General features: G+C 65.9%; 17 protein-coding genes. 3 read left to right on the top strand and 14 right to left on the bottom strand.

What is annotated here, in order from left to right; translation table 11 throughout:
• Positions 1–40 precede the first annotated feature (40 nt).
• The gene (locus ABZ195_RS18670) at positions 41–1,237 is read right to left on the bottom strand and encodes a cytochrome P450 (protein ID WP_355220300.1); all 1,197 of its coding nucleotides are present in this window, start codon (positions 1,235–1,237) and stop codon (positions 41–43) included.
• 68 nt (positions 1,238–1,305) lie between these two features.
• Between ABZ195_RS18670 and ABZ195_RS18665 the strand changes: the two genes are divergently transcribed.
• Positions 1,306–1,902 carry a TetR/AcrR family transcriptional regulator gene (locus ABZ195_RS18665; RefSeq protein WP_355220299.1) on the top strand — a complete coding sequence of 199 codons (597 nt, stop codon included), beginning with the start codon at positions 1,306–1,308 and terminating at the stop codon, positions 1,900–1,902.
• Complete coding sequence (locus ABZ195_RS18660; protein ID WP_355220297.1) at positions 1,899–2,933, top strand: LLM class flavin-dependent oxidoreductase; 1,035 nt, start codon at positions 1,899–1,901, stop codon at positions 2,931–2,933. Before ABZ195_RS18665 ends, ABZ195_RS18660 begins: the two co-directional genes overlap by 4 nt.
• Before the next feature lie 479 nt (positions 2,934–3,412).
• Here the strand turns inward: ABZ195_RS18660 and ABZ195_RS18655 are convergent, their stop codons facing one another.
• Entirely contained in the window at positions 3,413–3,874 is a 462-nt protein-coding gene (locus ABZ195_RS18655; RefSeq protein ID WP_355220296.1) for an SRPBCC family protein, read from the bottom strand.
• An 8-nt stretch (positions 3,875–3,882) separates the two neighbouring features.
• Positions 3,883–4,491 carry an alpha/beta fold hydrolase gene (locus ABZ195_RS18650; protein ID WP_355220362.1) on the bottom strand — a complete coding sequence of 203 codons (609 nt, stop codon included), beginning with the start codon at positions 4,489–4,491 and terminating at the stop codon, positions 3,883–3,885.
• A gap of 135 nt (positions 4,492–4,626) precedes the next feature.
• On the opposite strand from ABZ195_RS18650, the gene ABZ195_RS18645 reads away from it, so the two are divergent.
• Positions 4,627–5,916 (top strand): cyclopropane-fatty-acyl-phospholipid synthase family protein, encoded by a 1,290-nt coding sequence (locus tag ABZ195_RS18645; RefSeq protein WP_355220294.1) that lies wholly within the window; start codon positions 4,627–4,629, stop codon positions 5,914–5,916.
• Here ABZ195_RS18645 and ABZ195_RS18640 read toward each other — a convergent pair.
• The 11 genes from ABZ195_RS18640 to ABZ195_RS18590 form a co-directional block, all read right to left on the bottom strand.
• Positions 5,913–6,686 carry a DUF1295 domain-containing protein gene (locus tag ABZ195_RS18640; RefSeq protein ID WP_355220361.1) on the bottom strand — a complete coding sequence of 258 codons (774 nt, stop codon included), beginning with the start codon at positions 6,684–6,686 and terminating at the stop codon, positions 5,913–5,915. The two genes, ABZ195_RS18645 and ABZ195_RS18640, sit on opposite strands and share 4 nt — an antisense overlap.
• A gap of 8 nt (positions 6,687–6,694) precedes the next feature.
• Complete coding sequence (locus ABZ195_RS18635; RefSeq protein WP_355220293.1) at positions 6,695–7,966, bottom strand: class I SAM-dependent methyltransferase; 1,272 nt, start codon at positions 7,964–7,966, stop codon at positions 6,695–6,697.
• The gene (locus tag ABZ195_RS18630; protein ID WP_355220291.1) at positions 7,963–8,700 is read right to left on the bottom strand and encodes a DUF1365 family protein; all 738 of its coding nucleotides are present in this window, start codon (positions 8,698–8,700) and stop codon (positions 7,963–7,965) included. Before ABZ195_RS18630 ends, ABZ195_RS18635 begins: the two co-directional genes overlap by 4 nt.
• The gene (locus ABZ195_RS18625) at positions 8,697–10,001 is read right to left on the bottom strand and encodes an FAD-dependent oxidoreductase (RefSeq protein ID WP_355220290.1); all 1,305 of its coding nucleotides are present in this window, start codon (positions 9,999–10,001) and stop codon (positions 8,697–8,699) included. Before ABZ195_RS18625 ends, ABZ195_RS18630 begins: the two co-directional genes overlap by 4 nt.
• A gap of 652 nt (positions 10,002–10,653) precedes the next feature.
• Complete coding sequence (locus ABZ195_RS18620; RefSeq protein WP_355220359.1) at positions 10,654–11,067, bottom strand: cupredoxin domain-containing protein; 414 nt, start codon at positions 11,065–11,067, stop codon at positions 10,654–10,656.
• 127 nt (positions 11,068–11,194) lie between these two features.
• Positions 11,195–11,671 carry a DUF2231 domain-containing protein gene (locus tag ABZ195_RS18615; RefSeq protein ID WP_355220288.1) on the bottom strand — a complete coding sequence of 159 codons (477 nt, stop codon included), beginning with the start codon at positions 11,669–11,671 and terminating at the stop codon, positions 11,195–11,197.
• Positions 11,672–11,717: 46 nt separating this feature from the next.
• Complete coding sequence (locus ABZ195_RS18610; protein WP_355220287.1) at positions 11,718–12,431, bottom strand: VIT family protein; 714 nt, start codon at positions 12,429–12,431, stop codon at positions 11,718–11,720.
• 132 nt (positions 12,432–12,563) lie between these two features.
• Entirely contained in the window at positions 12,564–12,794 is a 231-nt protein-coding gene (locus ABZ195_RS18605) for a ferredoxin (protein WP_355220285.1), read from the bottom strand.
• Entirely contained in the window at positions 12,791–14,065 is a 1,275-nt protein-coding gene (locus ABZ195_RS18600) for an NADH-ubiquinone oxidoreductase-F iron-sulfur binding region domain-containing protein (protein ID WP_355220283.1), read from the bottom strand. The genes ABZ195_RS18605 and ABZ195_RS18600 overlap by 4 nt, the downstream gene beginning before the upstream one ends.
• A complete protein-coding gene (locus tag ABZ195_RS18595; RefSeq protein WP_355220281.1) occupies positions 14,062–14,622 on the bottom strand; it encodes a ferric reductase-like transmembrane domain-containing protein in 561 nt (186 codons plus the stop codon). The genes ABZ195_RS18600 and ABZ195_RS18595 overlap by 4 nt, the downstream gene beginning before the upstream one ends.
• A complete protein-coding gene (locus tag ABZ195_RS18590; RefSeq protein WP_355220279.1) occupies positions 14,619–15,491 on the bottom strand; it encodes an FAD:protein FMN transferase in 873 nt (290 codons plus the stop codon). The genes ABZ195_RS18595 and ABZ195_RS18590 overlap by 4 nt, the downstream gene beginning before the upstream one ends.
• Positions 15,492–15,516 lie beyond the last annotated feature (25 nt).

Here is a 15,516-nt window from a genome sequence, read left to right as displayed (position 1 = left end):
GGATCTAACGGACCGCCGAGGTCGCTATAGAGGGGCACGGCTAGACCGGGGCGGTCCACGTGATGGGCAACGACGTGAATCCCCGAATCGGTCCGGACCTTAGCCGACGCGCGTTATCCAAGTCGACCTCCCAGGCGGGTACCTTGTCCAGCAACGCATCCAGGGCGATCCGAGCCTCCATTCGCGCCAGTGCCGCTCCCAGACAGAAGTGGATGCCGCGGCCGAACGCCACCTGGTGCTCACTGGTGCGGTCGACGTTGAACACGTCGGGGTCGGGAAAGGCACGCTCGTCGCGGTTGGCCGATCCGAACAGCAGCAACACCTTCTCTCCCTTGCGCATCGTGGTGTCGTGCAGAGTCGCGTCGCGCGTCAAGGTACGTGAAAGTCCTTGTGCTGGTGAGTCGTAGCGCAGCAGCTCCTCCACCGCCCGACCGAGCAGCGTCCGGTCGGCGCCCAGACGTCGGCGGGTCTGAGGATGCTGGGCCAGCACGACCGCGGAATTGCCGAGCAGGTTGGTGGTGGTCTCGTAGCCCGCAACGAGGAGCAGCGCGCAGAACCCGAGGACCTCCTCATCGGTCAGCCCGACCCCATCGACCGTCGCGTTCACCAGCGCCGACATCAGATCCTCGCGTGGACGTTGACGGCGATCGGCCAGGAAGGCGGTGAAGTAGGCGTAGATCGACCCCGCCGCGGCGACGGCGTCGGCCGTTTGGCCGTGGGTGACGTCGACCTGCACCAGCTGACTCGACCACAGCCGGAACTGATCGCGATCCGTGGCGGGAACGCCCAGCAGATCGGCGATCACCGCGGCGGGCAAGATCGCGGCGAAGTCGGTTACGAAGTCCGCCCGCCCCGACCCCTCGTCGAGGCGTTCGAACAGCTCCGCGGCCATCTGCGTGATGGCGTCATGCAGCCCGGCGACCCGGCGAGGAGTAAATGCCCGGCTCACCAGGGCCCGCAACTGGTCGTGGCGCGGCGGGTCCATCACGATCATCATCGGCAGGAACGATCCGATGAAATCCGACCCCGGTGGCGTGGGGAAGATCCCGTCCACCGAGGAATAGGTGCCGTGATCCAGTGCCGCAGCCTGCACGTCTGCGTGCCGACTCAAGACCCAGGTATTCGATTCCTCAGCGCGGTACACGGGAGCCGAATCGCGCAACACCCGATAGGTCGGATAGGGGTTGTTGAGGATCGTGGCGTCGAACGGGTCGTACCGAATCTGCACTGCGACCACGAACATCTCCCGTCGTGTCGAATGTGAGTCTAGACTGGCAGTCTAAACTCGGCGAACGGTGAAGGGCAATGCGCAAAATTCCGCGTCAAATCTCCGAGAGAATCGGCGCCGCGGCGGACTTATTCGCGGAGAAGGGCCTGAACGACTCCAAGATCGAAGACGTCGCGGCTGTCACCGGCGTGCCTAAGGCGACGCTGTACTACTACTTCTCCGGCAAAGAAGACATCCTTGCGTTCCTGCTCGAAGACCTCCTTCATGAGATATCAGAGGCGGTCACCGAGATTGTGCGAACGGATGGAACGGCCGCCGACCGACTGCAGGGAGTCATCCGCGCACAGCTGCGGGCAATGGCCCAGCGTCCGGCTGTGTGCCGTGCACTCATCGGCGAACTCGGACGAGCCGGTCGGATGCCCGTCATTGCAAACATGATTTACACCGCCTACCAGCAACCCGTCGAGGCACTGCTCATGGCCGGAGCCGCCGACGGAACGCTGGTGACCCAACCCGATCCGCGGTCCACCTCGATTGCCCTCTTCGGCGCGGTCACCATTAGCGCCTTGATGTACCTGGTGACCAGCGACCGTCTCGACGAGACACTGGTCGCCGGGACCCTGCACGCCATCATGTTCGACGGTCTGCGACCACGCCCCGAGGAGCAGCCGTGAGCACCTACGGGGTGTCGATCCTCGGCGCTGACCTGCAGTCACTGGCTCAGACCGCCGCCGCCGCCGACGCGGCCGGGTTCGACGCCGCGTGGGCCTCGGAGTTCTACTCCCGCTCCGTCTCGATCTCCATGGCGGCGATGGCGAGCGGCACACGGAATTGCCGGATCGGGTCCTCCATCCTCTACGGCGTCGGGCGCAGCCCGCTGGTGTTGGCCACCGAGGCACGCGACCTCGACGAACTGTCCAACGGACGCCTCGTCCTAGGTATCGGCAACGGCACCAAGCGAATGATGAGCGACTGGCACGGCGTATCCGACACCTCCGCACCCGCCCTGCGCATGGAAGAACTCGTGCCACTGGTGCGCCGCATCTGGAACCTGCACGACGGACCCGTGCACCACGACGGCCGCTTCTACACGATGCACCTGACCCCGACCGGCGACGTGGAACCTCCCCCGCGCCGGATCCCGATCATCACTGCAGGCGTGCGCCCCCGGATGTGCGAAGCGGCCGGACGGGTCGCCGACGGCCTGGCCGGGCACCCCCTGTTCACCACCACCTACGTCGAGGAGTTCGTGCGCCCCGCGATCGCCAAAGGCGCCGCCCACGCCGACCGCGACCCCAACGACGTCGAAGTCATCTCCATGGTCATGTGCTCCATTCACGATGATCCCACCGTCGCCAGACGCGAACTCGCCCAACAGATCGCGTTCTACTCCTCAGTCAAGTCCTACGAAACGGTGCTCGACGTCAACGGCTTCGCCACCGAAGGCCGAACCATCCGGGAGGCGTTCGCCCGACGCGACTTCCCCGCCATGTTCGACGCGGTCTCCGACACGATGATCGACGCCATGGGCGTCGCCGGAACAGCAATCCAAGTCCGCGACGGATTGAAACGCTACGAAGGCATCCTCGACCACATCATGTTGTACTCACCCTCAGTTGGCATCGCGCCCGAACGGGTGCAACAGAACATCGATACTCTCATCAGGGAATGCGCTCCGCGTGATCTAAAACGCAGAACGAACTAGTGCAGAGCGCCGCATCCCTACGTTCATTCGTGGATAGAACAGCTACGTCGAGGAGGCTGCGGGACACGCGCGGACCACGCGTTTTCGCGGACTATAAATCCGGCGCGGACCGTGCGGTCAGCAACTGACTCTTACTCAGCGGATCCGGGGCTCGAAAAGCTGACGGACGGCCGACGGCGTGACCACAGTTCTGACGACAACGCTGACGACAGTTGCGCGTCCGACCACGCCGACTATACGGCATCGCACAGGCCAAACAGCCTGTTCAGCGCTCTCGCCCGCTCCTGGCAGTGTGGGGGTCAGGGGTTCGAATCCCCTTAGCTCCACCCTCCTGAGCATGTCATTGGCAGGTCTTACGGCTCGGTACAACCCTCGAACAATGAGGGGTTGATGACGACAGCGGTCCTGAAACGGAACCGCTGGCACCTCCCTTCGCGGAGCCGAGAACCCGGCTGGGGCAGGTATTCGCGGTCCGGTACTCAGCTTCGCGGATGCGTCCCGCCACCTGCGGCGAGTCCGTTCAGGATTGCCGTCATCTGCGACTGAACATCGTTCGCCAGTTTCTCGAATGCCAACTTCATCACCGGATTGAGTAGCTTGGCAGCGCCGTGCATCTCGAGGTCGGCGCGGTAGGTCAAGGTCGAACCGGTACCGGAGGCGTCGATGGTTATGTTGTCGGTCGACGTCGAGGACTTGTTGCGGCCGACGAAGACCAACATGCTGTCCGTGGCCTTCTGCAACACATACGTCAACTCGGCCGTCACTCCGAAGATCTTCGAGACGTTGTGCCATTCGGCACCCTCGGCTAGCGGGCCATCGTCCCGCCGCGTGCAGGATTGGGTGCCGGGATCCCACTCCTGCGCGTTGGCGAAGTCCTTCAGATACTCGATGACCCGGGCGGGCGGCAGGTCGACCGAAAACGTTCTCGACACGGTAGGCATTCTTGTGTCTACCCCTTTTCGCCTGATGAATCCGGCGAGCGGCGCATTGCTGCGCGATTGGCACCCACCAGTTGATTCGCGACGAACTCAGCGGTGAGGCGGTGCCAATCCCGCCACCGCCTGAGCATGAAGTGATCACCGCCCTCGAAGCCCATCCACTCTGCATCCACTCCCCGCCGACGAGCCCGCTCCGTCTGCGCTCGCGAGCGGCGCGGGTCAGTCCACGTATCGGCGGTGCCATGCACGACGAGAAGCCGAGTTCCGGCCGGGATCAAGTCTCCGTCGTCACCCGCCCACCACGGAGCAAGTGCCACCACGGTTCCTACGGCGCCCCGAGCGGCCAAATGCGCAGCGACACGGCCGCCCATCGAATGACCGACCACCACGATGTTGCGCGGCTCGAACCTGCCGCGGACCTCGTCGAGCAATTTCTCGGCGTCCCGCAGGGGATCAAGCCGTGGGTCGTTCCACCCGCGCAGACGGTAGCGTAGACGCCGAACCTCGACCTGCGTACCCAACCGCCGCCGGAGGGTTCGGGTGAGCAACACCATCCGGACGTTCGCCAGGTGCCAAGGCCGCGAAGGACTGTCGCTTTGTACCTTTCCGCCTGGAAGCACCACCACACATCCGCGCACTAGAGTTCGCACCGCCACGATTGCTCTTCGTAGTCACGCCCGCCAAGGATGGGACATCAGCGCGTGCTGCCAGGCAGAGTGGGGTACTGCTGTCCCAGAAGCGATGGAGAGACATTCATGAAGGTTGCCCACCGCCTTGCCCGACTCGTCCGCGATGTCACAGGCGCCGAACTGCCGGTGCGCATACGCGCCTGGGACGACAGTGAGGCGGGTCCTGACGGCGGCCCTACCCTCGTGATCAGGTCGCGACGGGCGCTGCGCCGACTGCTCTGGGCGCCGGGAGAACTCGGTCTTGCACGGGCGTACGTGAGCGGCGACATCGACGTCGACGGTGACCTGGTCGAGGGATTCCGCAGGGTGTGGCAGCAGGTCCGTGCCCGGCCGGAGAACCGATCTCTGCGAGCCCGCGACGTCGCGCAGGCAGCGGTGGTGGCCGCGCGATTGGGGGTCGTGGGTCCGCCGCCCCGTCCGCCCGCTTCCGAAGCGCGGCTGACGGGCAGACGGCACACGCGGCATCGCGACATCGCGGCGATCTCCCACCATTACGACCTGTCCAACGACTTCTACCGGCTGCTGCTCGACGAGCACATGGCCTATTCGTCGGCGTACTTCACCCATGACGGCCAGACCCTGCACGACGCACAAACCGCAAAGTTGGACCTCGTCTGCCGCAAGCTCGGCCTGAAGCCGGGGATGAGGTTGCTCGACGTCGGCTGCGGATGGGGATCGCTCATCATTCACGCCGCGCGGCACTATGGTGTCACCGCGACGGGTATCACGCTTTCGGCCGAACAACGTGCGTTCGTCTCCGAGCGGACCGCCGGCACTGATCTGGCCGACCGCGTCGAGGTGCGCCTGCAGGACTACCGCGAATTCGGTTCGCTCCCCGAGGCGGACGCCCAGTTCGACGCCGTCGGGTCGATCGAGATGGGCGAACATGTCGGTGAGGAGCATTACGGGCGGTACGCCCAAATCATGTACGACGCACTCAAACCGACGGGACGGCTGCTGCTGCAACAGATGTCGCGCCGGGTGGGTGCCGCCCCGGGCGGCGGTGCATTCATCGAGTCATACATCGCGCCCGACATGCACATGCGCCCACTCGCCCACACCGTCGACGTCCTGCAGTCATGCGGATTCGAGATCCGCGACGTGGAGGCGATGCGCGAACACTATGTGCGCACCGTGGACCGTTGGCTGGAAACGTTCGATCGCCGCAACGACGAGTTCGTCGCACTGCAGGGCGACGAAGTCGCCCGCGTGTGGCGGCTCTACCTGGTCGGCGGTGGCCTGGCCTTCGCCGAAGGGCGCATGGGCGTAGACCAGATTCTGGCCGTCAAACCCACCGCGGACGGAAGGGCCGAGATGCCGCACACCCGGCCTTGGGCGGCGGCGGTCACCGATTAGGCAGGCCGCTTCTTCGGGGGCCGCGGCAAGAAGAACGGTGTGCGCGAACAATATTCCTTGAACCCCGGCCGGTCCATCATGTGCTTCTCGGTCAGCCGACCACCGGTTGCGTACACCAGAAAATAGGTCATCAGCACCGGGGACGGCACCGTCGCCAGAGAGCTCCACCCGGCGACGCTGATCAGCCACAGTCCCCACCAGACAGCGGCGTCGCCGAAATAGTTCGGGTGCCGAGTCCATGCCCACAGCCCGCGGTCCATGATGGCGCCCTTGTTGGCTGGATCGGCCTTGAACGCTGTCAACTGGTGGTCGCCCACGGCCTCGAATGTGATGCCCACGGCCCACGCGACGACGCCCACGGCCATGGCCGCCAACAGGGGCGACGGTGTCGGGCCGAGGGTGGCCGACAGCTGTAGCGGAAGCGCGATGAACCAGGTCGCAGCGGACTGGACGAGAAAGATCCGGCGGATGACGTGGCTGGCTGAGAAGTCGTCGTTCAGCAGCTTGCGGTAGCGGGGATCTTCACCGTTGCCCTTGGTCTTGCGATAGAGGTGCCACGCCAACCGGAGGCCCCACAGCGCCGTCAGCGTGACGAGCAGGACCCTTCGGAACACATCGCCGTTGCCGAGCACCGCGGCCACCGCGGCTATCACGACGAACCCGACGCCCCAAGTGACGTCGACGACGTTGTACCGGCCGATGCGCCGACCGATGAGAAAGGTCACCGTGTGTACGACGGCGACCGCCACGAGGGACGCGGCGCTCACCACCAAGAAATTCACCAGCGGCCGCCGGAAGGGGCGAACGTCCACTGGCACACATCGAGGTAGCCAGACCGGAAGCCGGCCTCCGAGTACGCGAGGTACAACTCCCACATGCGGGCGAAGACGTCGTCGAAACCCAACGTGGATACCGCGTCCCGGTTCGCCACGAATCGCTCCCGCCACAGCTTCAGCGTCTCCGCATAGTGCGGCTGCAGAGACACCATGTCCTCGGTGCGCAGTCTGGTGTGCCGCTCGGTGATGCCGAGTATCGCCTGGCTGGATGGCAGCAGACCGCCAGGGAATATGTACTTTTGGATCCAGGTGTGGGTGTTGCGGCTGGCGAGCATCCGCGAGTGCGGCATTAGGATCGCCTGGATGGCGACCTTACCGCCCGGGTTCACGAGCCGGTCGAGGGTGCGGAAGTACGTGGGCCAGAACGAGTAACCGACAGCCTCGATCATCTCCACGGAGATGACGGCGTCGTAGCGGCCAGACACGTCGCGATAATCGCAGAGTTCGACATCGACGCGGTCGGAGAGGCTGGCGGCGGCAACTCGTTGACGCGCCGCGCGCTGCTGCTCGGATGACAGGGTGATCGAACGCACCCGTGCCCCGCGGCTGGCGGCTCGGACGGACAATTCGCCCCAGCCGGTGCCGATTTCGAGCACCGTGCTGCCCGGCCCGACATTCGCCGTGTCGAGTAGTCGGTCGATCTTGCGGCGTTGCGCACCGGCGAGGTCATCCCACGATGCCGGCAGGGCGGGGAACAACGCGCTCGAGTACGTCATGGTCTCGTCGAGGAACTGCGCGAACATTTGGTTGGACAGGTCGTAGTGCTCACCGATGTTGCGCCGGGCTTGATCCGGGTTGTTGTGCTGGGAGCGCGGTTGTCGCACCAGGGCGATCGGTCGCAGCGTCTGCAGGTAGCGCGGCACCAAGTCGGCAAGCGAGGTCGCGAACGCGGTGAGCACGCCGACGAGGTCGTCGGATTCCCACTCCCCGGCCATGTAGGACTCACCGAAGCCGATCAGGCCGGTATGCCCGACGCGGCGAGCCAGCCGATTCGGTTGCCGAAGTTTGAGTGTCGGCGCCGCGGGGTCGGCCGCACCCACCACTGAGCCGTCCGGGTAGACCAGTCGCAATGGGAGTTTGCGCGCCGCGTCACGGAGGAGTTGCGAGGCTATTCGGGCCGACAGTACCGCCATCGGTCCGCGTGGTATGCGGGCGAGCGCCGGCCACCGAGCTCGGTCGACTGGACCTGCGATGGATTCTGTCTCGACACTCACCGTGGATGCGCCCTTTCGATCTGGCCACTGTGCCGCCGCGGCACCACCGGAAGACCTCTCAACCACAACAGAATTCCATGGAAACGGATCGCCAGGGTGCCCATCAGCGGTGCAAGTGGCGCGATGAGTTGGAGCACGAGGACCTGCCGCGGTGTGAACTGCCGTCGTTCGCCGCGCATCGTCGCGACGAACGGGGGATGACCCTCCCGGTACAGCGACACGACGACGTCGAGAGCGGCGCCGGGAAGTGGCGCCGAAATCCGGTAGTGCCCGTCGATGCCGTTGAACGGCGATACGTACATCGCCTTCGGAACGATCGTCGATCGATTCTGCTGCGCTGGAATCACATACGCGTGTCTGTCGCCGTAGGTGTTGTGCACCTCGGCGATGACATAACGCAATCTGCCCGTCGCATCGTGGCACCAGTACAGGCTGAGCGGATTGAACACGTATCCCAGTACCCTGGGTTGAAGAGCAGCCGTCACCGTGCCGCCGCCGAGGTCGATGTCGTGCGCGGCCAGACACTCGTCGACGCGCTGGCGCAGCGAGTCCGCTGGCCCGTCATCGAAGTGGTCTTCGGCCTCGAACCGTGCGAACGGTCGTAGCCACCATGGCAGTTGCGGTAATTCATCGACGTCGACGTACCAGCTGTAGCTGCGGAATTCGAACTCGTGGTGAACGGGTGCCTGCCTGCGGTGCCCGATCGTGGTTCGGTAGAGCGCCGGCGCCGTCATGCGGGAACTGCTGTTCGCCGCGGCTCGATTTGCGGCCAGTCCGCGCCGAGCCGTCGGGCCGCCCGCAACCCGGACGCACAGCCGTCCTCGTGGAATCCCCACCCGTGATAGGCGCCTGCAAAGGTGATCCGATCGTCGTCCAGTGATGGCAACAGTCGCTGCGCGGCAACGGATTCCGCTGTGTACAGCGGATGATCGTAGCTCATCTCCGCGAGAACCAGCGACGGATCGATAAGATCCTGGCCACCCAGGGTGACCAGGAAGCGCCGTGTTCCGTCGAGGCGCATCAGCCGTGTGACGTCGTATGTGATCAGAACGTGTTCGTGGTCCACGGGTTTCAGATAGTTCCACGAGGCCCGGGCGCGCCGGTGTCGCGGCAACACGGATACATCGCTGTGCAGGAGCGCAGGATTGGTCGAGTAGGTGATCGCGCCAAGCGCCGAACGCTCGGCCTGGGTCGGTTCGCCAAGCATCGACAGAGCCTGATGCGGATGGGTCGCGATGACGGCGGCGTCGAATCGGCGTGGTTCACCCCCGGCAGCCACGATGACGCCGCCGTCAGTTCTGTGCACCGAGCGAACCGGCACGCCGGGTCTGACTTCGGCGAGATTTTCCAGGATGGCATTCACGTAGGTTGCCGAACCGCCACGCACGGTCCGCCACGTCGGCGAACTCCTGACCGAGAGCATGCCGTGATGTTCGAGGAAGACGAAGAGATAGCGGGCGGGGTAGTCCATCGCCACACCCGGCGCACAGGACCAGACCGCCGACACCAGCGGCGTCATGAAGCAACTGACGAAGAAGGCCGAGAAACCGTAGCGCGACAAGAAGGAGCCCAGCGTCTCCACGTCGCCGGTGTCTTCGGTGGCGAGCAAGCGGGTGGCGACCCGGTGAAAGCGCTTCACCTCGGCGAGCATCTTCAGATAGCGCGGTCGGGTGATCGAGGCCCATGAGGGAAACAGCCCGCTGATACCGCGGGCACCTGCATATTCGAGCCCGATGCCGTCGTCGCGCACGGACATCGACATCTCCGTCTCGACGGTTTCGATGCCGAGGTCGGTGAAGAGTCGGCACAGCGTGGGATACGTGCGGTCGTTGTGCACCAGGAACGCCGAATCGACTCCGACGATGGTGCCGTCACCGCGATCCAGATGGTGAGTGTGCGCATGCCCACCGAGCCGGGTGTCCGCCTCGAACAGCGTCACTCGGTTGCCCGCGCTCAGCACGTGGGCAGCCGTGAGCCCCGCTACTCCGCTTCCGATCACGGCGATCGTGCGCTGACCTGGGGTTACCCGTTCCACGCTTATTCATTCGGTGCAACGCGGCCCGCGGATTGCTCGGTTGCCGTGAGTAATGGTCGAACGTCGCTGATGTGGGGCGCACGCAGAGAACATTCGCACTGTTGGACGGCCATCCGGAGCCGTTGTGGGGAGGCCAGCCGGTCGCAGCGACGGACGCCGCGCAGCATGCGTCGACCCGCCAGGCGTTGACACCCTCCCGCGGGGCGATTCCGGCGACGACCAACCCGGCGATCGGATCAGCCCAACTCCGACCGAGCAGGCTGTTCAAGGCGAGGCCCGCGAGCAAGACGGCCGAGAGGTACGTCCTGGACGTCGATTCCTCGGGCGAAGTCATCCGGCTTCGGTTGACGACAACCATGACGGCAGCATTCGTCGGAAGATGGTCACCACACTCGAGCTCGTTGCCTAGCTCGGCATTCGAACCGGCACGGGTCTCGCTCGCAGAGTCGGCGAACCCGTCAGGGCAAATCAGTAGCCACGTCAACCCTGCGTCGGCCGTTTCCTTGGCGGGGACTGATCCGATTCGCAGAATGCGGAGCCGTCCTGGACGCGACATTCTCAACTGTGCTCAGCCCACGCGTGCAATCCGTTCGGCTCTCGTCCTACCGCCGGAGACATCCGTACGGGCACGGCAACTCGGAAGGAACGCCGGCTATCGAACGGTGAGAGTGCCGTGCATGCCGGCGTGGTACTTGCAGTGAAACTCGTAGGTACCCGGCGTCATCGGCGCAGTAAGCGTAGAGATACCACCGCCCCCTGACACACGTACGTCGAAGGCGTCGCTGCCATCCGAGGCGAGGCTGTGGCTGGCTTGGTCGTCGTTGACGATGCTGACCTGTTGGCCGGGTGTGACTGGGCCGCGCACCGTGTAGCCGAAGTTGGAGATCACGATGTCGGGGGCGGGCGCCCTCGTTGCCGGGGCGCTGCTGCTGGCGATCACGTCGTTCGACGGTGGCGCAGAGCTCTCGGAGGAACTGCATCCGCTCATCAGACATGTCGTGAACACGGCGATGGCAGCTGTGAATGTGGCGGCTCGCATGGTTACGGCCTCTCGGTCCAGGATCATGTTGCGCAATCGACGATTAGGCTCCTCCGAGCCTGCCCGGCCGGTTCGTGACGCCGCGTAGCAACGGGCGATCGCGTCATACTCGCGTCATCACTGCCGTCGCAGTCGGTCGCAAGCCGGAGAGGGCTCACTTGGGAGCCGACTCCGCAACCTTGTCACCCCAGGCCGATCGAGCGCCGGAGTCGCCGATGCGGTACACCTGCACGGTCGTGGCGATGCTGGCGACCACCACGACGGCGGCGATGGCCCAGCTGATCACCGGCTTCAGGGCCTGTTCGCGTCGTTCGCGTACGTGGACTACCGCCAGCAGCACGGCGACCACCAAGAGGCCGATCGAGAAGTAGAGCATCGTGTCGCCCAACTCCGTGTGAATGTGCAGAAGTTCCGTGGGTTGGGTGCGGTGCTCGAGCCATTCGCCGGCGTCGGTGGTGAGGGGAGTGAGGACGGTGTTGACCGTGGCGAGGATGAGGACCAGCCAGGTGAGGTGACGGCGGGCGCGCGGCCACAGGGCGCATAGGATCGCGAGGATGGCGGTCAAGGGAGCCAGTACCACGATGAAGTGGACGAGCAAGATGTGCGCGGGAAGACCTTGGAACGTGGACAAGGGAAACCTTTCTGAGAATGGTCCTTGCGGCTCGGCAGACGGGGCGTCAGGTAATGGCGGCACCGATCAGATGGCCGATGACGTAGGTGATGCTCAGCGCCAGTCCGCCCCCGATGACGTTGCGTGCGATCGCGCGTGCCTTGGGTGCTCCACCGAGGGCAGCCGACGCCGCTCCGGTGATGACGAGGGCCACTAGCACGGCCGCGACGGTGATGGGTACGCGAATGGCGTTGGACGGCAATATGATCGCGATCAACGGCAGCAGCGCTCCGACGGTGAAGGACAGTGCCGAGGAGATGGCCGCCTGCCAAGGATTGGTCAGGTCGGTGGGATCGATGCCGAGTTCGACGTCGACGTGCGCGGCAAAGGCATCGTGGTCGGTCAGTTCCTCGGCCACCGTGCGTGCGGTGGTCGTCGACAGGTCCTTGGCCTCGTAGAGCGTGGCGAGTTCGTCGAGTTCCGCGGCGGGATTCTCGGTCAGCTCGTCGCGCTCCTTGCGCAGCAGGGCCTGCTCCGTGTCGCGCTGAGTGCTGACGGAAACATACTCTCCCAGCGCCATTGACACCGCACCTGCGACGAGCCCGGCGATCCCCGCGGTCAGAATCGGACCACGCGAAGCCGATGCGGCGGCAACCCCGACGACGATGCCTGCCGTGGAGACGATTCCGTCGTTGGCGCCCAACACTCCCGCGCGGAGCCAATTCAGTTTGGCGGAAACCGAATCCGCGTGCGGCTCGGCGGGATGAGTGGAGATCGACATATCGGCCAGGTTAGACATCGACACCCGTGACCGCCAGCAAATGTAGCCTAGCCAAACGGGTCTCGGTGATCTGGTGCACCAATGAACCTCCTTCTCGGGTTGACGGGAATACCGTGCGGCAACGCTGACCGGTCACGATGTGGGGATGAGTGATAAGGCAAGCCGCGGGCAGCGGCTCACCGCGATGCGGGCTTCGACCAGGTCGCCAGCGGGGACGCCAGGTTCTCGAGAGCCGTTGCGCACCAAAGGATAGCCCCAGTCATCCCGCGTCAGAAGGCCGGGCAGTAGTTCGGTGCAGAGACCCCGTCCGTCGCATCGCGTCCAGTCGATGTGCAACCTCGGCCGCGCCCGTGGATTGCTCACGAGCGTCCGGCCCGTCGGAGCCGGTGCCGGTCTTCGGTGCGGCGCGCGGCGGCGAGCGCGGCATCGCAGCGGGCACCCTGATGCGCAAGGACATCTGCGGCGAAGGTGTTCACCGCGCTGCGCGCGAATCGCACGGTTCCGTCCGGATGCCGACATGCCCCGCGGCCGTCGACGAGGCCGAGAATCCGGTGCAGCTCGACGAGCCCGGAGTCGTCGGCTCGGCCGTATCCGAGATCGTCGAACAGCTGCGCTAGCAGCGGGAGGCCGTTTCGGCATGGTCCGCATTGTCGAGCGCCTTGGTCGGCGAGGTAGGCGAGGATGTCCGCGCTTCGAGCCAGTCCGCAGGCGTCGACGGGGAGTACGTGAACGATTCCGGCACCCGGGGTGGCTCCCAACGGTGCCAGGCTCGCCCGCGAGAGCCGAAGTCGGGGAATGTCCGAGGCTTGGATCCAGCTGCCGTGGTAGCCGCCGAGGAGAAGGGCACCCACGTCGTGCAGGTCGTCGACGCCACCGCGTGCCATCACGTCGGTGAGCAGCGTCCCCGTCGGGACCTCGACGACGGATTGCCTGCTGGAGACTCCAGAGAGGGTGACCAACATCGTGCCCGGCTCAGCTGGGTCGCCCACCGCCCGGAACCACCGCTCTCCGTAGCGCGCGATCAACGCGATGTGCGCCAATGTTTCGACATTGTTGACCAGCGTCGGGCGCGCCTTCACACCGGAGATGGACGTCGGAACGACGCGGTCACGGGGTAGGGCTCGCCCGCCTTCGATGCGTCTGACGACCGCTGATTCCTCGCCGGCGACGAAGGTGTCGGGGGCCTCTACGACGGTTACCCGACGTTCGTCCATCCCTGCGGCGGTGCGTTCGCCGATCGCCTTCCATGCGATCGGGATGACGTGGTGCGGAAGGTAGAGATATACGTCGTCGGCGGCCACGGCCGCCGCTGCCACCTGAAGACCGTCGAGCACCAGATGCGGAGCTCGCGCGATGAGCGTCGCATCCTTGGCGCTCAGCGGCTCGCCCTCGGCGCCATTCCCGATCACCACGGGCTTGCGGCCGGTGACCGAAGCCATCTTGCGTCCGGTGGGGAACCCGGCGCCGCCGCGGCCCGTGAGTCCGGACGCCTGCAACGACGAAATGGTGGTCTGGGCCGAGTGCTGGGGAATCGTGCCGAACCGTGCGTGGTGTTCCCGCAGCCGCGGACCCGGTGCCGCGAAGAGTCGACTCGCCATCGGGGGCTGGGCGGGCTGCGGTGGTCGGGTGGTCATCGGCGGCCTGTCGATCGGATGCCGGCGTATTCGACGAAGTCAGCACGCACCCGCCACGTCAGAGCGACTGCGACGGTCAGCACGCAACACCCCGCGAAGACCAGGAACCATGCGCGGCCGGCGTCGGTGCCGTTGCCGAGGGCGTGTGCCAGCGCGATCGGCCACGAGGCGTAGGCGGCCCAGTGGACGATGCGAAAGACCCGTGCTCCGAGCCGATGGCGAAGAAGGCTGGTGATGATCAGCACGACCAGCACGTCGACGGCGACAGTTCCCAGCCCCAGCCAGAACGGCCGGTAGGCGCCAAGGAACGGCACGGCGAAGTCGACGAGGCGCAACTGGGCGTAGGGGTCGAAGAACAACAGGGTCACGTGGAGGGCGATGAGGGCGGCGCCGGCGACTGCCGCGAATCGGTGGACCTCGGCGACGGCGAACCGGGGAAGCGTCGCGAGCCGACGACCCGATCGGGTGGCGATGCCCAACGTGAGTGAGACGGTGAGGAACGCCAGGGCCGTCGTTCCAGTGCCCCGGCCTAGCGCCCACAGCGCTTGGTCGGTCATCGACGTGGCTCCCCGTGGGTCGCGGGCCAGTCGCCAACGGTGTGGACGGTACCGTGGCGGTCGACCAACCACGCAGACATACCAAGGCTCGCAATCCATTCCACCGCACTCCGTCCGCGGACGACCGCAGCGGTGGACACGGTGTTGGCCGCGTAGCAGGTCTGCGCGGCGACGCTGACCGTGCGCCAGTGCGGATCCGCGGGCTGCCCGGTACGCGGGTTCAGGATGTGGTGCACCAGATCCTCGCCGCGGCGCCGGCGACGGCGCAATGTGCTCGAGGTGGCCAGCGCCGCGCCGTCGGGCAGCGCCAGAGAGGTCGCCGGCTCACCGTCGGCGTCGTGGACCCCGACCTGCCACCCGCCGGCGGGCGCCGGACCAGCGGTGGCGATGTCGCCACCGAGATTGATCAACACTCCGCTGCCGGTCCGCGCGTGCACCCGTGCCGCGCACTGGTCGGCGGCCACCGCCTTGGCCGTCGCCCCGAGGTCGAGCAACACTCCTGGCGGCACCGTCACGACCCCGTCCTCCAGCCGGATCATGGACCAGACTGCGGGAGCGAGGATCGACGACACGGGGGGTTCGTGGGCGCCGGATTCAGCCATGTCGCCGTCGTAGCCGAGTGCGACCATTGCGGCACCGACGGTCGGATCGACGTCGCCGTCGGTCTGCGCCGCTGCGCTCAGCGCGGCGTCGAGCAGGTCTGCCAGTGTCGAGCTGACCGGTGTCGGCCGACCGGCTGCAGCCGCCAGCGCCACCACTTCGGAGTCGGGCCGGAAGCGGGACGCGGCAGCGTCCACCGCGTCGAGTTCTGCGTCGACCTCGCGTCGGGCGGTGAGCAGCGCCTCGGCCTCGGTGACGGCGATGTGCATGTCGGTGGTCCAGCGTCGAAAATGG

Source organism: Mycobacterium sp. NPDC006124 (assembly GCF_040614235.1).
GTDB lineage: Bacteria > Actinomycetota > Actinomycetes > Mycobacteriales > Mycobacteriaceae > Mycobacterium.
The sequence above is the reverse complement of the archived record's forward strand: the minus strand, read 5'-3'. Positions and strand labels throughout refer to the sequence as shown.